This window comes from Bradyrhizobium sp. USDA 4501 (assembly GCF_054062115.1).
Genome location: NZ_JBSSEX010000001.1, coordinates 4,003,147 through 4,017,669, shown reverse-complemented (window position 1 = coordinate 4,017,669; position 14,523 = coordinate 4,003,147). Strand labels below are relative to the sequence as shown.

Genomic DNA, 14,523 nt, shown 5'->3' with positions numbered 1-14,523 from the left:
CGCTAATAGCCGGCGGCGGCGAGCGCCACGACGGCGCTCATCGCCATCCAGCCGAAGTGGCGGAAGCGGGTCGCCACCGCGTTGGCGAGCGCCGCGATGCCGAACACGACGCCGAGCGTCGCCACGATCCAGTGCCGCGCGGCATCGGAGGCCATCGCGGGCGCGGCGATCAGCAGCACGCCGCCGCCGATCCAGGCAATGGTGCCGGCCTGATAGACCAGGCGAAGCAAGAGCCGCAGCCGCGGCGGCTCGACGGTGGCGCGCGCGAATATCCTGGTCTCGCCGAGTACGCCATGGATCAGGCTGACCAGAATGGCGACGACGCCGGCGCCCTGCAGCAGAAGATCACGCATCGCAATGCCTCCATACACTACTGTATGGATATGACACCGCCCGCTGGCGCCTGTCAATACACCTGTGTATGGTGGCGGCGGGACGGGGAACCATGACGGATCAGCTCTCGGTCAAGGACTGGCTCGATCAGGGCCTGAAGACGCTGGCGCGACGCGGCTTCACGGCGCTCAAGGCCGAGCCGCTGGCCAAGGCCATGGGCGTCTCGCGCGGCAGCTTCTACTGGCATTTCGCCGACATCGGCGCCTACCGCGCGGCGATCCTGACCCATTGGCGCGAGGTCGCGGCCGAGCAGGTGATCGCGGAGCTCGAGACCATTCCGGAAGGCGGCGACGCGCTGGCGCTGTTGCTGCGCCGTGCCTTCTCGGCGCGGCTGGCGCTGGAACGCGCGGTGCGCAGCTGGGCCACCGCCGATGCCGTGGCGCGCGCCGCCGTGCTCGAGGTCGACCAGCGCCGGGTCGGCTATATCGAAACCCTGCTGCGGCAGGCCGGATTCCCGGACGACGTGGCGCGCGGCCGCGCGCAGATCTTCTACTGGGCGTTCATCGGCTACGCGCTGTCCGAGCAGGCGCTGCCGAAGCCGCGTCAGCAGGCCGCGATCGATGAACTGCTGCGGATGGCCAAGCGCTGACAGCGCTTATTTGGATGTGCTACATCACGGCGAGCCGGAGACTCCCATGAATTCCACGACCGACCATCTCGAGAGCACTGCCGACCCAAAACTGCTCGAAATCCTGGTGTGCCCGATCACCAAGGGGCCGCTGGAATTCGACGCCGCGCGGCAGGAGCTGATCTCGCGCTCCGCCAAGCTCGCCTATCCGATCCGCGACGGCATTCCGATCATGCTGCCGGAAGAGGCGAGGAAGATCGATTGATGTCAGCGCGCAGCCCGGATGGAGCGCAGCGAAATCCGGGGAAGTCGCACCGCTGAAAGGCCGGCCCCGGATTTCGCTTCGCTTCATCCGGGCTACGAGGGCTAAAGCGCCTCGCCCTTCAGCAGCCGCGGCACCTCGCCTGACAGTCCCGCCGCCTGGCGGATGAACATCTCCTTCAGCGGCGGCGCGCGATCGACGAGCCCGAGGCCAATGTCGCGCACGGTGCGCAGCAGCGTCGATTCGTTGGAGAACAGGAAGTTCAGCGAGTTGGTGGCGACGCCCATCGCCATCGTATCGAAGCGGCGCCAGCGCTGGTAGCGCTCGAGCACGTCGGCCTGGCCGAGGTCCATGCCGAGCCGCGCCGCATCGACCACGACCTCGGCGAGCGCAGCGACATCCTTCAGGCCCATGTTGAGCCCCTGCCCCGCGATCGGATGGATCACATGCGCGGCGTCGCCGATCAGCGCCAGCCGTTCGGCGATGAACGAGCGCGCGACGAAATAGCCGAGCGGGAAGGCGCGCGGCTTGTCGAGCGGCTTGATCTCGCCGAGATGCAGACCGAAGCGCTGCTCGAGCTCGGCGTGGAATTGCTCTTCGTTCAAGGCGACAATGCGCGCGGCATCGTTGCGCGTCTCGGTCCACACCAGCGACGAGCGATTACCGGTCAGCGGCAGGATCGCGAACGGCCCGGCGGGCAGGAAATGCTCCTCGGCGCGGCCGTGATGTTCGCGCTCGTGCCCGACCGTGACCACGATGCCGGACTGGTCGTAGTCCCAGCCATGGGTCGCAATCCCGGCGCGCTCGCGCAGCTTCGAGCGGGCGCCGTCGGCGGCAACCAGCAGGCTCGCATCGATCACGGTGCCGTCGGCCAGCGTAACGCTGACGCCGTCGGGCCGCGACGCGAAGCTCGACACCGCGGCGGCGCGCAGCTCGACGCCCTCGGCTTCGGCACGGCTCGCGAGCGCATCGATCAAATAGCGGTTCTCGACCATATGGGCGAACGGCTCGCCGGGCGCGACATTGCCGGCGAAGGTCAGGAATACCGGGCGCGTCGCGTCCTCCAGCTTGGAGTCGGTCACGACCATATCCGTGATCGGCTGCGCCGTCGGCGCCACCTGGCCCCAGACGCCGAGGGTCTCGAACAGCCGCCGGCAGGCCGCCACGATCGCGGTCGCGCGCGGATCGCGGCTCGGGCGCTGGCTCAGCGCCGGATCGGCCACGATGACCGGGATGTCGGGCCCAAGCCCCTGGCGCAGCGCCACGGCCAGCGCCAACCCTGCAAATGCGCCCCCGCAGATGACAATACTTCGCTGTGCCGGCATTGCCCTTCCCTTACGCGCCTCACGCTCTCAGACTATGCTTGCTACCTGATAATAGCTGGGCGAAACAGGGGCCAGAAACAAGGTCACGAACCTAACGGACGTCATTCCGGGGCGATGCGTCAGCATCGAACCCGGAATCTCGAGATTCCGGGTTCACGCTTGCCCGTGCCCCGGAATGACCGTTCAAGTCAAACCGAAAGCCGCCGATGTCCAAGAGCCTGATCGACCTGCTGTCCATCCTCGATCTCGAGCAGCTCGAAGTGAATTTGTTTCGCGGCAACAGCCCGAAAACGAGCTGGCAGCGCGTGTTCGGCGGCCAGGTGATCGGCCAGGCGATGGTGGCGGCCTGCCGCACCGTCGAGGGCCGCCTGCCGCACTCGATCCATTGCTACTTCATCCTGCCCGGCGATCCGCAGATCCCGATCATCTACCAGGTCGAGCGGCTGCGCGACGGCAAGAGCTACACCACCCGCCGCGTCACCGCGATCCAGCACGGCAACGCGATCTTCTCCATCATGGTGTCGTTCCATGCCGAGGAGGAGAGCAACTTCAATCATCAGGAGAAGATGCCCGACGTGCCGCCGCCGGAGAAGCTGACCGCGGAGGAAGTGTCGAAGCAGCCGATGTTCAAGGAGATGCCGGAGTTCATCCGCCGCTATTACGAGAGCGACCGGCCGATCGAGCTGCGCCCGGTCGAGCTCGGCCGTTATTTCGGCCAGAAGATCGACGACGGCCGCATCCATGTCTGGATCCGCACCGCCGCCAAGCTGCCCGACGATCCCGCGCTGCATCTGTGCGCGCTCGCCTATGCATCGGATTTCTCGCTGCTCGATGCCGTGATGGCGCGCTACGGCCGCACGCTGTTCGACAAGCGCATGATGCCTGCGAGCCTCGATCACGCGATGTGGTTTCACCGCCCGTTCCGCGCCGACGAATGGCTGCTCTACGCGCAGGATTCGCCGAGCGCACAGTCGGGCCGCGGCCTGACACGCGGCCTGATCTTCAAGCCCGACGGCACGCTGGTGGCGTCCGTCGCGCAGGAAGGATCGGTGCGCGAGCGAAAGGCGTAGCGCTCACGCTCGAACGGAGCCGGTGGGCACGATGAGATCGCGCTTACTGGCCGGCGTAGGCGCCGCGCTCGGTCAGCGCGAATTGGGAGACGAACCAGTTGCCGTACCAGCGCAGCACCCACGGAATCGGGATCAGGAAGCCGCAGGCGATGGTGAACACGATGGTTCGCCACAGCACCTCGATGCCGGACGCATTGAAGCTGACCTCGCGGCGCGTGCCGTCGATGTTGCGGCAGATCCAGCGCATCCAGGCGGTCAGCACCCAGGCCCAGCCGATGATGGTGATGGCCGAGACCACCATCGCCACGTACCAGCCGACATAGGCGACCGGGCTGCCCTTGAACGAGATCGGCAGGTCCTGGCCGCTCGAGCTGAGATGGCCGATGATCCAGCGCACGATCATCCAGCTCAGGAAGCCCTGCAACAGCAGCGAGAGCAGCGTCACGATGTTGCTGTCGGCCACGCCGGCATAGGTCAGAAGGCCGAGCACGATGAAGACCCACCAGATGTCGAGCGGCTGCCCGGTGAAGGCGAAATGCGGCCGGCCCGGCACGCGGATATAGGGGATCGCAAAGCGGTACAGGCCGGTCGCGGTCCACGGCGCCGGGATGACGAGAATCTGGCCGATGAACATCAGGAGGCTGCGGCCGAACAGGCCCCAGATCGGGAAGTCGGCGGACAGCGTGCCGCCGCTATAGCTTCCGGACGCCACCACCGGCGGCGGTCCGCCGGCTTGCGGAAATACCGGCGGCGCGCCGGCGCTCGGGACGAGGCCCGGAATCTCCCCGGCCTTCTGCCAGCCGGCCATGCCCTCGGTCCACACCAGGGTGTCGGCCCCCACCGTGCCCCGGGTGATCAGGTCGCGGAGCTGGGTTTCAGGCAGGGGGCCCTTTTGCTGGCCTTCGGATGCATAAAACCAGTTTCGGTTCGACATTTCTTGTTTCCTCGGGGCGCGCGCACAGGGACACGCGATAGGCGAAACGAACCAGCAAGAGCGCTGGCCGGGGCGGGAAAGCCACATTGTGGCCGAGCGTTTCCATTCCGTACAGTGAGGGAGCACACGCGCTGCGCATGTTTTCCGCTTCAACCTGCAAGTTTTTTATGCCATTTGCCCAGAAAGCTGCCAGATTTGGCGAACGCGAAGTGCCGCTCGGGGATGGCAAATTGCCGCTCCGGGAGGCAGCAGGTGCCGGCTCGCGGGACGGCAAGTGCCGCTCCGGGACGGGCGCACACGGAAAACCTCAAGGGAATGAAGGCCTGAACCATGAAACTCGTCGTCGCGATCATCAAACCGTTCAAGCTCGATGAGGTGCGCCAAGCGCTGACCGCGATCGGCGTCCACGGCATGACGGTGACCGAGGTGAAGGGCTATGGCCGCCAGAAGGGCCACACCGAGATCTATCGCGGCGCCGAATATGTCGTGAACTTCCTGCCCAAGCTTCGGATCGAGATCGCCGTCGATACCGAGCTCGCCGACAAGGCGGTCAGCGTCATCACCGAGCACGCCCGCACCGGCCAGATCGGCGACGGCAAGATCTTCGTGACGCCGATCGATCATGCGCTGCGCATCCGCACCGGCGAGACCGACAACGACGCGCTCTGAACCCTGGAGCCTGATCCCTCGCGACAAACGCGGAAAGCGTTTGCGCGGAGATCATGCCCAAACAAAACGATCGAGATCATCGCCGGCAACGACGCCGGCGCACGCCACAACCGCACACCAAGAAACGACGACCGCCGGGGAATGATGATGGGGGCACGAGCTCTTCGTGCAGCGATATCAGCTGCGCCGATCACTGCTGCAATCCTGTTCGCGCAAGCCACGCCGGCCTTCGCGCAAGACTCGGCATCCAGCGCCGGCGTCAACGCCGCCGACACCGCCTGGATGATCGTCGCCACCGCGCTGGTGCTGATGATGACGATCCCCGGACTGGCGCTGTTTTACTCCGGCATGGTGCGCAAGAAGAACGTGCTGGCGACGATGGCGCAGAGCCTCACCGCCGTTGCGCTCGTCTCGATCCTCTGGGTCACCTTCGGCTATTCGCTGAGCTTCGTCGGCGACGGTCCTTGGCTCGGCTCGCTCGATCGCTGGTTCCTGACCGGCATCACCATGGACAGCATCAATCCGGCGGCGAAGACCATCCCCGAAGCGCTGTTCATGCTGTACCAGATGACGTTCGCGATCATCACGGTGGCGCTGGTCGCAGGCTCGGTCGCCGACCGCATGCGGTTCTCCGCCTATGTGCTGTTCTCGATCGGCTGGTTCATCTTCGCCTATGTGCCGCTGGCGCATTGGGTGTGGGGCGGCGGCTTCCTCGCTGCAACGGGCGTGCTGGATTTCGCCGGCGGTCTTGTGGTGCATCTCTCCGCCGGCATCAGCGGCCTGGTCGCGGCCAAGGTGATGGGCAACCGCCACGGCTATGGCCATGACAATCTTTCGCCGTTCGATCTGTCGCTCGCGGTGGTCGGCACCGGCCTGCTCTGGGTCGGCTGGTTCGGCTTCAACGGCGGTTCGGCGCTCGCGGCCAATTCGCGCGCGGTGATGGCGATCACCGCCACCCATCTTGCGGCCTGCGCCGGCGCGCTGACCTGGGGCGCGATCGAATGGGCGACGCGCCGCAAGCCGTCGGTGCTCGGCATGATCTCGGGTGCGGTCGCGGGACTCGGCACCATCACCCCGGCATCCGGCTTCGTCGCGCCGTGGCACGGCGTCGTCATCGGCATCATTGCCGGCCTGGTCTGCTTCTGGGCCTGCACCTGGCTGAAGCATCGCTTCAAGTATGACGACTCGCTCGACGTGTTCGGCGTGCACGGCATCGGCGGCCTGACCGGCACGCTGCTTGCCGGCGTGTTCGCGGCCTCGGCGATCGGCGGCACGTCCGGCCTGCTCGAGGGCAATCCGAAGCAGCTGCTGATCCAGCTCTACGGCGTCGCGGTCACCTTTGTCTGGTGCGGCGGCGTCACCTTCGTGCTGCTCAAGCTGGTCAGCGCCTTCGTCCCGCTGCGCGTCTCGATGCAGCAGGAGCTCGAAGGTCTCGACATGTCCCAGCATGGCGAGGCGCTGCAGTAAGTAGCAGAGGCGGCGGTGGCAGCCGGACTCACGGGGCCAGGACGACGACACCGGCCACCGCGAGGGCGAATTTGTAAAACAACCCCATGCAAAGGACCCGAGCGCCGCGACGTCACGAAGTACGGCGCGAGCAAGGTTCGGGCTTGCACGACACATAAGTGTATGCTTATGTGTCGTCATGGTCGACACCGACATCTTCAAGGCGCTGGCCGATCCGACCCGCCGCAAGGTCTTTGAGAAGCTGGCCGGCGGCAGTCTGAACGCCAGCGCCTTGCGCGACGGACTTGAGATCAGCCAACCGGCGATGTCGCAGCATCTGGCGGTGCTGCGCGCGGCAGGGCTGGTGCGCGAGCAGCGACAGGGCCGCTTCGTGAATTATGAGGTCGACCCGGACGGCATCGCCAGCATCGGGACCTGGCTTGCCCGCTACCGCGCCTATTGGCCGAAGCGCATCGAAGCGCTCTCCGATCTGCTGAAGGACATGGATCAATGAGCGACACAGTTGAGCCTGATCATGCCGACGCCGACCTGATGCTCGAATACGAGCTCGATGCACCGCCTGAAAAAGTATGGCGCGCGGTGACCATTCCGGCTCTGCGCGAACGCTGGCTCCCGGATTGCGATCTCGCGGACGCTGAACCCCTGTCATCGATCGCTGGCGAAGAGGTGCGCTTCCGGCTGCGCGAGTCCGAGCCGCCGTTTCGCGAAAGCCATGTCACCTTCCGGATCGAGCCGAACGAGGCCGGCGGCACAAGGTTTCGCATCGTCCAGCAAGCCTGCGACATCAGGGCAAAACAGCCGCAACCGGCCAACAGCAACAACCGCACAATGATGCGCGCGGCCTGATCCCCAACCTCACCTACCGAGACTTCATCACCTGCAGCAATGGAGGTCGCCGATGCGCGACATGATGCAACTCGTCCCTATGGTCGTCGAACAGTCGAGCCGCGGCGAACGTTCCTTCGACATCTATTCCAGGCTCCTGCGCGAGCGCATCATCTTCCTGAACGGCGAGGTCAATGATGCGATGTCCGGCCTGGTCTGCGCGCAGCTGCTGTTCCTCGAAGCCGACAACCCCAACAAGCCGATCAACCTCTACATCAACTCCTATGGCGGCGTGATCACCAGCGGGCTTGCGATGTACGACACCATGCAGTTCATCAAGGCGCCGGTGCACACGCTGTGCATGGGCACGGCGCGCTCGATGGGGTCGTTCCTTTTGATGGCCGGCGAGCCCGGTCACCGCGCCGCGCTGCCGAATGCGAGCCTCCACGTGCATCAGCCGCTCGGTGGCTTCCAGGGCCAGGCGTCCGACATCCTGATCCATGCCACCGAGATGCAGGAGACCAAGCGGCGCATCATCCGACTCTATGCGCAGCACTGCGGGCGCACCGAAGCCGACGTGGAACGGACCCTGGATCGGGATCACTTCATGTCCGCGCAGCAGGCGCTCGAATGGGGATTGATCGACAAGGTCTTTGCGGCACGCGACGCCGCCGAAAAACATGATCCGGTGCCGCGTTGATCTTCGTCGCTGGAGCGGCCAAACCGTTTTATGACAGCGCCATCGATTTAGGCTTCACCTCGGCATGCTGCACCGTGACCCGCACGGCATCGGGACGGCTCGATCCTCCGCGCCTGCCGCCGCCGCGGTGGTCGATCAGGCGCGCGACGACAGCGCGCCGCGCATGACGAGGCGTCAGCGAATGGTCGGCGTTCGGCAGCGTCAACCGCGTCACTCCAGGTATACTTGTGAGCCGTTTGCCGTCCTGACCGAAATGCCGTGCGATCTCCTGCAGGCTGAGATCGCCGTCCGAGGTGACCATGAGGACGCGCACGCCGCGGCTACAAAGCTCGCGCATCCAGCGCTCGACGCGGTTACGACCAAGCAAGGCGGACGGATGCATCGCCGACAGCGTCGACTTGACGGCTTCCAATCCGCGCCGCACCAGCCGCCTGGCGCTATCTGACACTGACAGCTTCCAGGCGGACCTGGTCGTCATCGCAGGCCCGTCCGCCGGACCGATCTGCTGCTGGCTTCCGCGATTCGCCTTGGAGGTTTCGTATGCTTTCCAGGCCGTAAGCTCCAGCGCGTAGGAACTGTTCCAGGCAAAGCAGAGCGGGTTGATCATGGTGAGGGCGCTGACGCGGCGGTCCGCGCGCGCAGTGTGAAAGGCCTGGAAGGCGCCCGAGCATGTGCCCACAAGCTCGACTTTGGCAAAGCCCGCCCGCTGCATCCAGTCAATCGCCGCGCTGACGTCGAAGCGGGTGCGGGAATCATAGAGGAACAGACGATTGCTCCCGGCATCGTCGCTCAAGCCGAGGCCCGGCAGGTCAATGCGTAGCGACGCCACGCCGGCGGCGGCAAGCTCGCGCGCCGCCTCGACCGTGCCGCGCGCCCAACCGACATGCGGCACGCCGCCGGAGTTGAGCAAGATGACCGGATCGGCCGCAGCATGGCCGTCACGTGGCCGGGTCAGCACGCCACAGATCAATGGCGCCTGCCTGATCACAACCGGCTCTTCCGTGTAGTGCGATCCCTCCAATAGCTCGCGGCCGGTCAGGGACTCGACGCCCTGAGCTACGCCGGCGACGGCCCGGTCGGACAACCAATCCGCCCAGCAATCGACAACGTCGGCCGGGATCCGGTTCGCGGTCGGGTCGCACATGAGCAGGTGATAGTCCTTGAACTCCGCGATTGTCGCGCCTTCGAAAGAAGTTCGACCGTCGCGGATTTCAGAGCCTGCCAACGGCTTTCCGTTCGCGATCAAAAGCATCGGCAGGGGCGGAAGGGCCGCGACGGCCCGCCGCCAATCCAGCCTCGACAGATCGGCGAGCGTCTCATGCGAAAGCCGGAAGCCGACGACCTCGCGGCCCTCGGCGAACGTCGCGTCGCTTGCGGCGCTCTTGGCGAGCGACCCATCGATCACGCGCGACATTGCGGTGATTTCGCGCACATAGGTTTTGCCGGAACTCGGTGGCGCAAGCAGCGCAAGGCCTGCCACGTCGTCCCGCCCCGCCGCAGCGAGCGGGGCCAGCAGCGCGCCGAGACGGAAGCCGGCGAGGATGACATCCTCCACGCCGCAATCCCGCTTCAACCGGTCGATCGCCGCGCCGATGCTGGCGGTCCAGGCCATCACCCGGCCCGGCGCCGAATGGTCGCCGGCAGCGTCGCCACAACCGGGATAGTCAAACAGCAGGACAGGCAGGCCCCCCGCGGCCGCCCTGTCGGACAACAGCTTCAGGAATCGGCGACTGCACAGATCCTCATGACCATGCGCGCCGGCTATGACAACGCCCCGCCGCCCCTTCGCTACGTTCAGCCAGCCGATGGTATCGGCAAAGACAACTGGTTTCATGTCATGCTCCCGGCGGACTCCCTTGTCCGCACGACTTCCAATTCTTCCGCTCTCGGCACCTCGTAGCTCGCGTCGCGATCGGCATTGAGCGCTGTCACCGCGCCGCCAGGCGTCGCCAGGGACGGACCGTCAAGGCCGACCTCCCGCTCGATGCCCGGCATCAGGTGGAAATTGTTCTCCGTTGGAACGAACCGATCATCCTGGATGGAGACGTGGTAGGCCGCGCGTTTGCAGGCCAGCCGCAGCCGCCACGCGTCCTTCCAACGCACCAAACTCACAGTCAGGCCGACGTCGCGCTGCGCGGTCATGACACCCGGCAGCACATGGAAGGCCTCGGCAAAGACCTTCCCGTCGTCGCCTTCCAGCCTTGCAACGGTGACTTCATGGCCGGGCGGCCCGAAGCGATAGGCGTAGGAAATATCGAAAAAGGCGCCGAGTACCGAGAAGGCCGAAAGCGACAGGCCGCCGTGCGCCGGCACGCTGATCGGTTGGCGCGCCGACACCACCGGCGTGACGCCGTCCCGCAGACAGGTCAGCGATAATGTCGCCCGAACGGTCTGCGCGGTATCGTTGACGGCATGGACGGTCAGCCCGTTGACGCCCTCGTCGCTCAGGATCAGCCGTAGCGGGGCAAATGCCCGCCTCAGCCCGTGCCAGACGGGCTTAGGCCGGCCGGTCGAATCGACCAGGCCCCAACCCGCGCCCGGCCGCAAGTCCTTCCAGAAGAACAGCAGTGCTCCAGCCGTCGGCGAACAGGGTCTGCGCCATTCGTCGATGGTGCGCTCCACTATCTCGGTCGTCACCGCACGGGAGAGCTCGAGATAGCGTCTGGTATTTTCGATGCGCAGCCGGCGCGCGTCGACGGAAAAAAGCGTTTCCAGATAGTGCTCGCGCACATCCTCGAAGTCCCACGACGCGCCGACGTCGCGCGGCACACCCGCCTTCCAGCGCGGATCGTGCACCGGCGGCACCGGCAGATGCGCATCCAGCGTTGCCTGGTCAGGCACATTGGCAAAGGCAAGGCATTCGCTCGCGAAGCGCACTTCGGCCCGGCGCGCGTCATCCAGCGGCCGGCAATAGGCGCCGACCCCGTAGTAATGCATCGGCCCGCCATCAGCCGTGAAAGGCAGGTTGCCGCCGGATGGCGATGACGTCACAAGCACCAGGTCGGGACGCTTCGCTTCAGCGATGGGGCGCACCACCTTGTCGAACCAGGGCGTCGGATCCATCGACATCGGCATGCCCATCATCGCCGCCTGCTGTGCCACCTCGCTGCCGCCGCACAGAACGGCGAGTGACGGCGAATGCCTGAGCCGCCCGAGCAAATTCCCGACCTCGCGCGAGAGCGACGCCTGCCAGGCTTCGTCCTTCGCCGGATAGTCGAAATTGGCGAGCATCAGATCCTGCCAGACCAGGATGCCCATCTCGTCGCAGAGCTCGTGAAACGCGTCGCTCTCGTAGACGAACGTGCCGCCGACCCTGAGCATGTTGACGCCCGCCCGTCGTGCAAGATCGAGGTCGCGCGCGATCTCTTCGCGTGAGGACGGCAGCCGCACCAGGTCGGACGGCGTCCACACCGCGCCACGACAAAAGACGGATACGCCGTTGACGACCAGCCGAAAGCCGCGTCCGTCGGTGCCGCGATCGATCTCGATATGCCGGAAACCGACGCGGCCGAGCGCTACTCGGATCGAGCCTAGCGTGACGACAACCTCGTGCAGCGCCGGATCGCCATGGCTGCTCGGCCACCATGGCGCAACGTTCGCAATATCCAGTTTCGCCGTCAGCCGCGTCGCTGTCTCCGAGGTCAATGCGGCGACAGCGCCCGCGCAGGCGACCGTGGCCGGCGCGTCATCAAACGGATCGTCCAGCGTAATCGCGATGGAAAGATGCCCTGTTGTGCCGGCGAGGTCGGCCTGCATTTGCACATCGCGCACGCCTTGCCGGTTGGTATCGCGGATCAGCTTGATCGGTCGCCATGGTCCGACGATGTCGAAGCCAGGGCACCAACCCGGCATATGGCCGATCAGCGTGGTCCGTACGAGCCTCAGCCGCTGATCGTCGATCATGCGCGGCCGCCAGCGCCCACGCGGACCGGTCAGGGTTTCCAGATGGCGGTCGAGGCTGCGGAATGCGATGGCCAGTTGCTCGCCGCCGGCAAGCGTCAGGGCCACATCATGGCGCTCGAACATCGAGGTCGAGGACAGCACGAGGCGATCGTCGAGCCAGACCTCTGCAACCGTCGCCAAGCCGTCAAATACGAGACGGGCCGGGCCGGCGACATCGAGCCGGCGACGATACCAGACGTCCTGGTCGTGCAGCGGAGTGGGATGGTTGCGGTCCCAGCGGCCAAGCCGTTCCAGCGCAGCAGCGGCCGTGCCGGGGCACGCCGCCTCCAGCCATTCGGCGCTGCCGTCGATCGCCGCCGGAGACGCCCACGCGCCGGCCGGCGAGACGACCATGCACCAGCCGCTGTCCAGAGGCTCGGCCGTGTCGGTCGTCGACACCAAAGCGTCCATACACATGCATTCCCATGACCGGCAGGCCGGTCCTACGCTGCCTTGCTGGCGAGATCCGCCATGCGACTGTCCAGAGCGTCCATCACCGTTTGCCAGGCCTTGGCCATCGGCCCGATGGCGTCCGCGAGCCCATCGAACCGATGCCGGGCCATGGCGCGGGCGAGCTTGAATTGCATGACCTTGGCGCCCTCGGCGATTGCCGCGGCGGCTTCGATCGCCTCGGCCAGACCGGTCTCGCCGCGCCGTCCCAGCCATTCCAGATGACTGGAGAGGAGTTCGAAATTGGCGCCCACCTGCCGCAATGTGTTGAAGGCGTAGATGTGAAAATACTCCGGTGACCGGGCAGCCAGTGCCTCGGCATGGCCGCCGAACACGGCCGCATAGGCATCGAGCGGATTGCGCTTCGGCCTGCGCCGGAGATGCTGCGCGAGGATTTCCGTGGCCGCACTGACCGGATCGCGCGAGGGGCGCGTGGTGTCGAACTTGACGAACTCGGCATAGGGAAACAGCGGCAGGCCGCCGGCCGGCGCGCCGTTGCGCTGCTCGAAAATGCCGTCATAGTCCTCGCCGTCCAGGGCGAAGTAGCCGTCGTTGTGGAAGTAGGCCATGTGGCGGCGCCCGGGAACGAGGACGTTGACGCCGATCGTCGTCTTGGAATGGCCACTGCGATAGGTGATGCCCTTCGTGTCGGGCAGGTAGAAGGCATCGACCTCGACCAGCGGCAGCCGCCCGCGCTCGATCTGGTTGAGAACGTGCGCCTCCAGACGATCGAACACGGACAGTTCCTGGATATCCAGGCCGGCCAATCGCTGCAGATCGGCCGTCGGGAATTTGAAGAACGTGAACTGGTCGCCTTCGAAATCCTGCGCGACGGTGAAGCCGAGCGCCGCGGCCGGGTCATTCCCGGTCGCATGCATCACCTCGATCAGCAGATCGACATAGCAGTTGGTCTGCGGCCATCGCCGCTCCGGATCGTGTAGCCGGTGCGGCTTGTAGTCGGCCGGATCGAGCCCGGCGATGGCACTCTGCATTTCAGTTGCCCCAAAGCGTGTCACGCACGGAAGCCGGCCATGCCTCGACGTCAGGGCCGTGATGGCGGAACAGCGCGAGCGCCACGCGCTCCAGCCCGAAGCCGACGCAGGCCGAGTGGCACAGGCTGCCATCCGCGAATTTGAGGCCCCAGGTCTGGCCAAAATGGTCGCGATGATAGTTGAAGGACAAGCAGGCCGTCGGTTTCTCGATGCTGGTCACCGGGATCAGCAGCTCGAACTTGAGTCCCTCGTCGCGCTGGTTGTTGGCCATCATCTTGCCGCCGCGACCGAAGAACGGATCGTTGGCGAGATCAACCTCGCAGGGCAGGTCGAGGGATTCGATCATCGCCTTGCCGCGCTCCAGCCAGCTTTCGCGGAAGGCGCACACCTGCTCGGCCGTACCGATGCGGACGAATTCGCGCATGCGGAACAGCTGCATGCGCGCGGGATCCTTGGAAGGCTCATGACGGAAGCAATAGGAGGAAAGCTCGAACAGCACACCGTCATCGGGCACCGGACCGCGCGCGGCAACGGTCGGATAGAGCGGATAGCAGGCGGCTGGCGTCAGCACGACGTTCGTCGCCTGCTGCAGTTCGGTCCAGTCCTCTCCCGCAGCCATCATGCCGAGAAGCTGCGCATGCTCGCGCTCGCCGCCCATGAAGGAATGTACGCAGCCTGCAAGCTGGGGGAAGCTTTTCATATAGCCACTGCCTTCAAGCGTGGCGCGGCTCATGCCCGGTGGGAAGTGGATGCGGGTTGCCTTGTCTGGCGCTCCGATGCTGGTCACGAGCCGCTCAAAGCGCTCGATCACGTCTTCGAAAACGCCGGAGCGGCCATAAAGCCCGTCTACTCCGGTCTTGAACAGGATGCTCTTGTCGAACAGTGTATCGAGCAGGCTCTTGGCATCGAACGTCTTGGCGTCCATC

15 protein-coding genes are annotated in these 14,523 nt (G+C 65.7%); 8 read left to right on the top strand and 7 right to left on the bottom strand.

The annotated features are described in order from the left end of the window. Nucleotides 1-2: 2 nt before the first annotated feature. On the bottom strand, nt 3-353 hold the full coding sequence (locus tag ACVWZM_RS18460) for a hypothetical protein (RefSeq protein ID WP_456854141.1): 351 nt from the start codon (nt 351-353) through the stop codon (nt 3-5). Between the two features lie 92 nt (nt 354-445). On the opposite strand from ACVWZM_RS18460, the gene ACVWZM_RS18455 reads away from it, so the two are divergent. Together ACVWZM_RS18455 and ACVWZM_RS18450 are read left to right on the top strand one after the other, a co-directional pair. Beyond that, nucleotides 446-982: a TetR/AcrR family transcriptional regulator gene (locus ACVWZM_RS18455; RefSeq protein ID WP_456854139.1), complete on the top strand. Its 537-nt coding sequence runs from the start codon at nt 446-448 to the stop codon at nt 980-982. Between the two features lie 46 nt (nt 983-1,028). Further along, complete coding sequence (locus tag ACVWZM_RS18450; protein WP_018269337.1) at nt 1,029-1,226, top strand: Trm112 family protein; 198 nt, start codon at nt 1,029-1,031, stop codon at nt 1,224-1,226. Between the two features lie 101 nt (nt 1,227-1,327). On the opposite strand, the gene ACVWZM_RS18445 is transcribed toward ACVWZM_RS18450, so the two are convergent. Further along, a complete protein-coding gene (locus ACVWZM_RS18445) occupies nt 1,328-2,548 on the bottom strand; it encodes a ubiquinone biosynthesis hydroxylase (protein ID WP_076833641.1) in 1,221 nt (406 codons plus the stop codon). A gap of 206 nt (nt 2,549-2,754) precedes the next feature. On the opposite strand from ACVWZM_RS18445, the gene tesB reads away from it, so the two are divergent. Then, nucleotides 2,755-3,618 (top strand): acyl-CoA thioesterase II, encoded by an 864-nt coding sequence (gene tesB, locus ACVWZM_RS18440; RefSeq protein ID WP_016841424.1) that lies wholly within the window; start codon nt 2,755-2,757, stop codon nt 3,616-3,618. Between the two features lie 43 nt (nt 3,619-3,661). Here tesB and ACVWZM_RS18435 read toward each other — a convergent pair whose 3' ends face one another. Next, nucleotides 3,662-4,552 carry a DUF4339 domain-containing protein gene (locus tag ACVWZM_RS18435; RefSeq protein WP_316395419.1) on the bottom strand — a complete coding sequence of 297 codons (891 nt, stop codon included), beginning with the start codon at nt 4,550-4,552 and terminating at the stop codon, nt 3,662-3,664. A gap of 330 nt (nt 4,553-4,882) precedes the next feature. Here ACVWZM_RS18435 and ACVWZM_RS18430 point away from each other — a divergent pair, with 330 nt between their 5' ends. From ACVWZM_RS18430 to ACVWZM_RS18410, 5 genes are all read left to right on the top strand, one after another. Continuing rightward, nucleotides 4,883-5,221 (top strand): P-II family nitrogen regulator, encoded by a 339-nt coding sequence (locus tag ACVWZM_RS18430; protein WP_028335836.1) that lies wholly within the window; start codon nt 4,883-4,885, stop codon nt 5,219-5,221. Nucleotides 5,222-5,368: 147 nt separating this feature from the next. Then, nucleotides 5,369-6,688 carry an ammonium transporter gene (locus ACVWZM_RS18425; RefSeq protein ID WP_456856708.1) on the top strand — a complete coding sequence of 440 codons (1,320 nt, stop codon included), beginning with the start codon at nt 5,369-5,371 and terminating at the stop codon, nt 6,686-6,688. A 178-nt stretch (nt 6,689-6,866) separates the two neighbouring features. Then, nucleotides 6,867-7,181, top strand: coding sequence for an ArsR/SmtB family transcription factor (locus tag ACVWZM_RS18420; RefSeq protein ID WP_016841428.1), 315 nt, complete (start codon nt 6,867-6,869; stop codon nt 7,179-7,181). Then, nucleotides 7,178-7,534, top strand: coding sequence for an SRPBCC family protein (locus ACVWZM_RS18415; RefSeq protein ID WP_076833645.1), 357 nt, complete (start codon nt 7,178-7,180; stop codon nt 7,532-7,534). Before ACVWZM_RS18420 ends, ACVWZM_RS18415 begins: the two co-directional genes overlap by 4 nt. Nucleotides 7,535-7,586: 52 nt before the next feature. Continuing rightward, nucleotides 7,587-8,213: an ATP-dependent Clp protease proteolytic subunit gene (locus ACVWZM_RS18410; RefSeq protein ID WP_316395421.1), complete on the top strand. Its 627-nt coding sequence runs from the start codon at nt 7,587-7,589 to the stop codon at nt 8,211-8,213. A 28-nt stretch (nt 8,214-8,241) separates the two neighbouring features. Here ACVWZM_RS18410 and ACVWZM_RS18405 read toward each other — a convergent pair whose 3' ends face one another. From ACVWZM_RS18405 to ACVWZM_RS18390, 4 genes are read right to left on the bottom strand one after another with little or no spacing between them, the layout of a single operon-like run. Continuing rightward, nucleotides 8,242-10,047 (bottom strand): alpha/beta fold hydrolase, encoded by a 1,806-nt coding sequence (locus tag ACVWZM_RS18405; RefSeq protein WP_456854137.1) that lies wholly within the window; start codon nt 10,045-10,047, stop codon nt 8,242-8,244. Continuing rightward, nucleotides 10,044-12,554: a glycoside hydrolase family 2 protein gene (locus tag ACVWZM_RS18400; RefSeq protein ID WP_456854135.1), complete on the bottom strand. Its 2,511-nt coding sequence runs from the start codon at nt 12,552-12,554 to the stop codon at nt 10,044-10,046. Before ACVWZM_RS18400 ends, ACVWZM_RS18405 begins: the two co-directional genes overlap by 4 nt. 44 nt (nt 12,555-12,598) lie before the next feature. Continuing rightward, on the bottom strand, nt 12,599-13,597 hold the full coding sequence (locus tag ACVWZM_RS18395) for a DUF1839 family protein (RefSeq protein WP_456854133.1): 999 nt from the start codon (nt 13,595-13,597) through the stop codon (nt 12,599-12,601). Nucleotide 13,598: 1 nt separating this feature from the next. Further along, a complete protein-coding gene (locus tag ACVWZM_RS18390; protein WP_057020313.1) occupies nt 13,599-14,522 on the bottom strand; it encodes an amino acid--[acyl-carrier-protein] ligase in 924 nt (307 codons plus the stop codon). Nucleotide 14,523 lies beyond the last annotated feature (1 nt).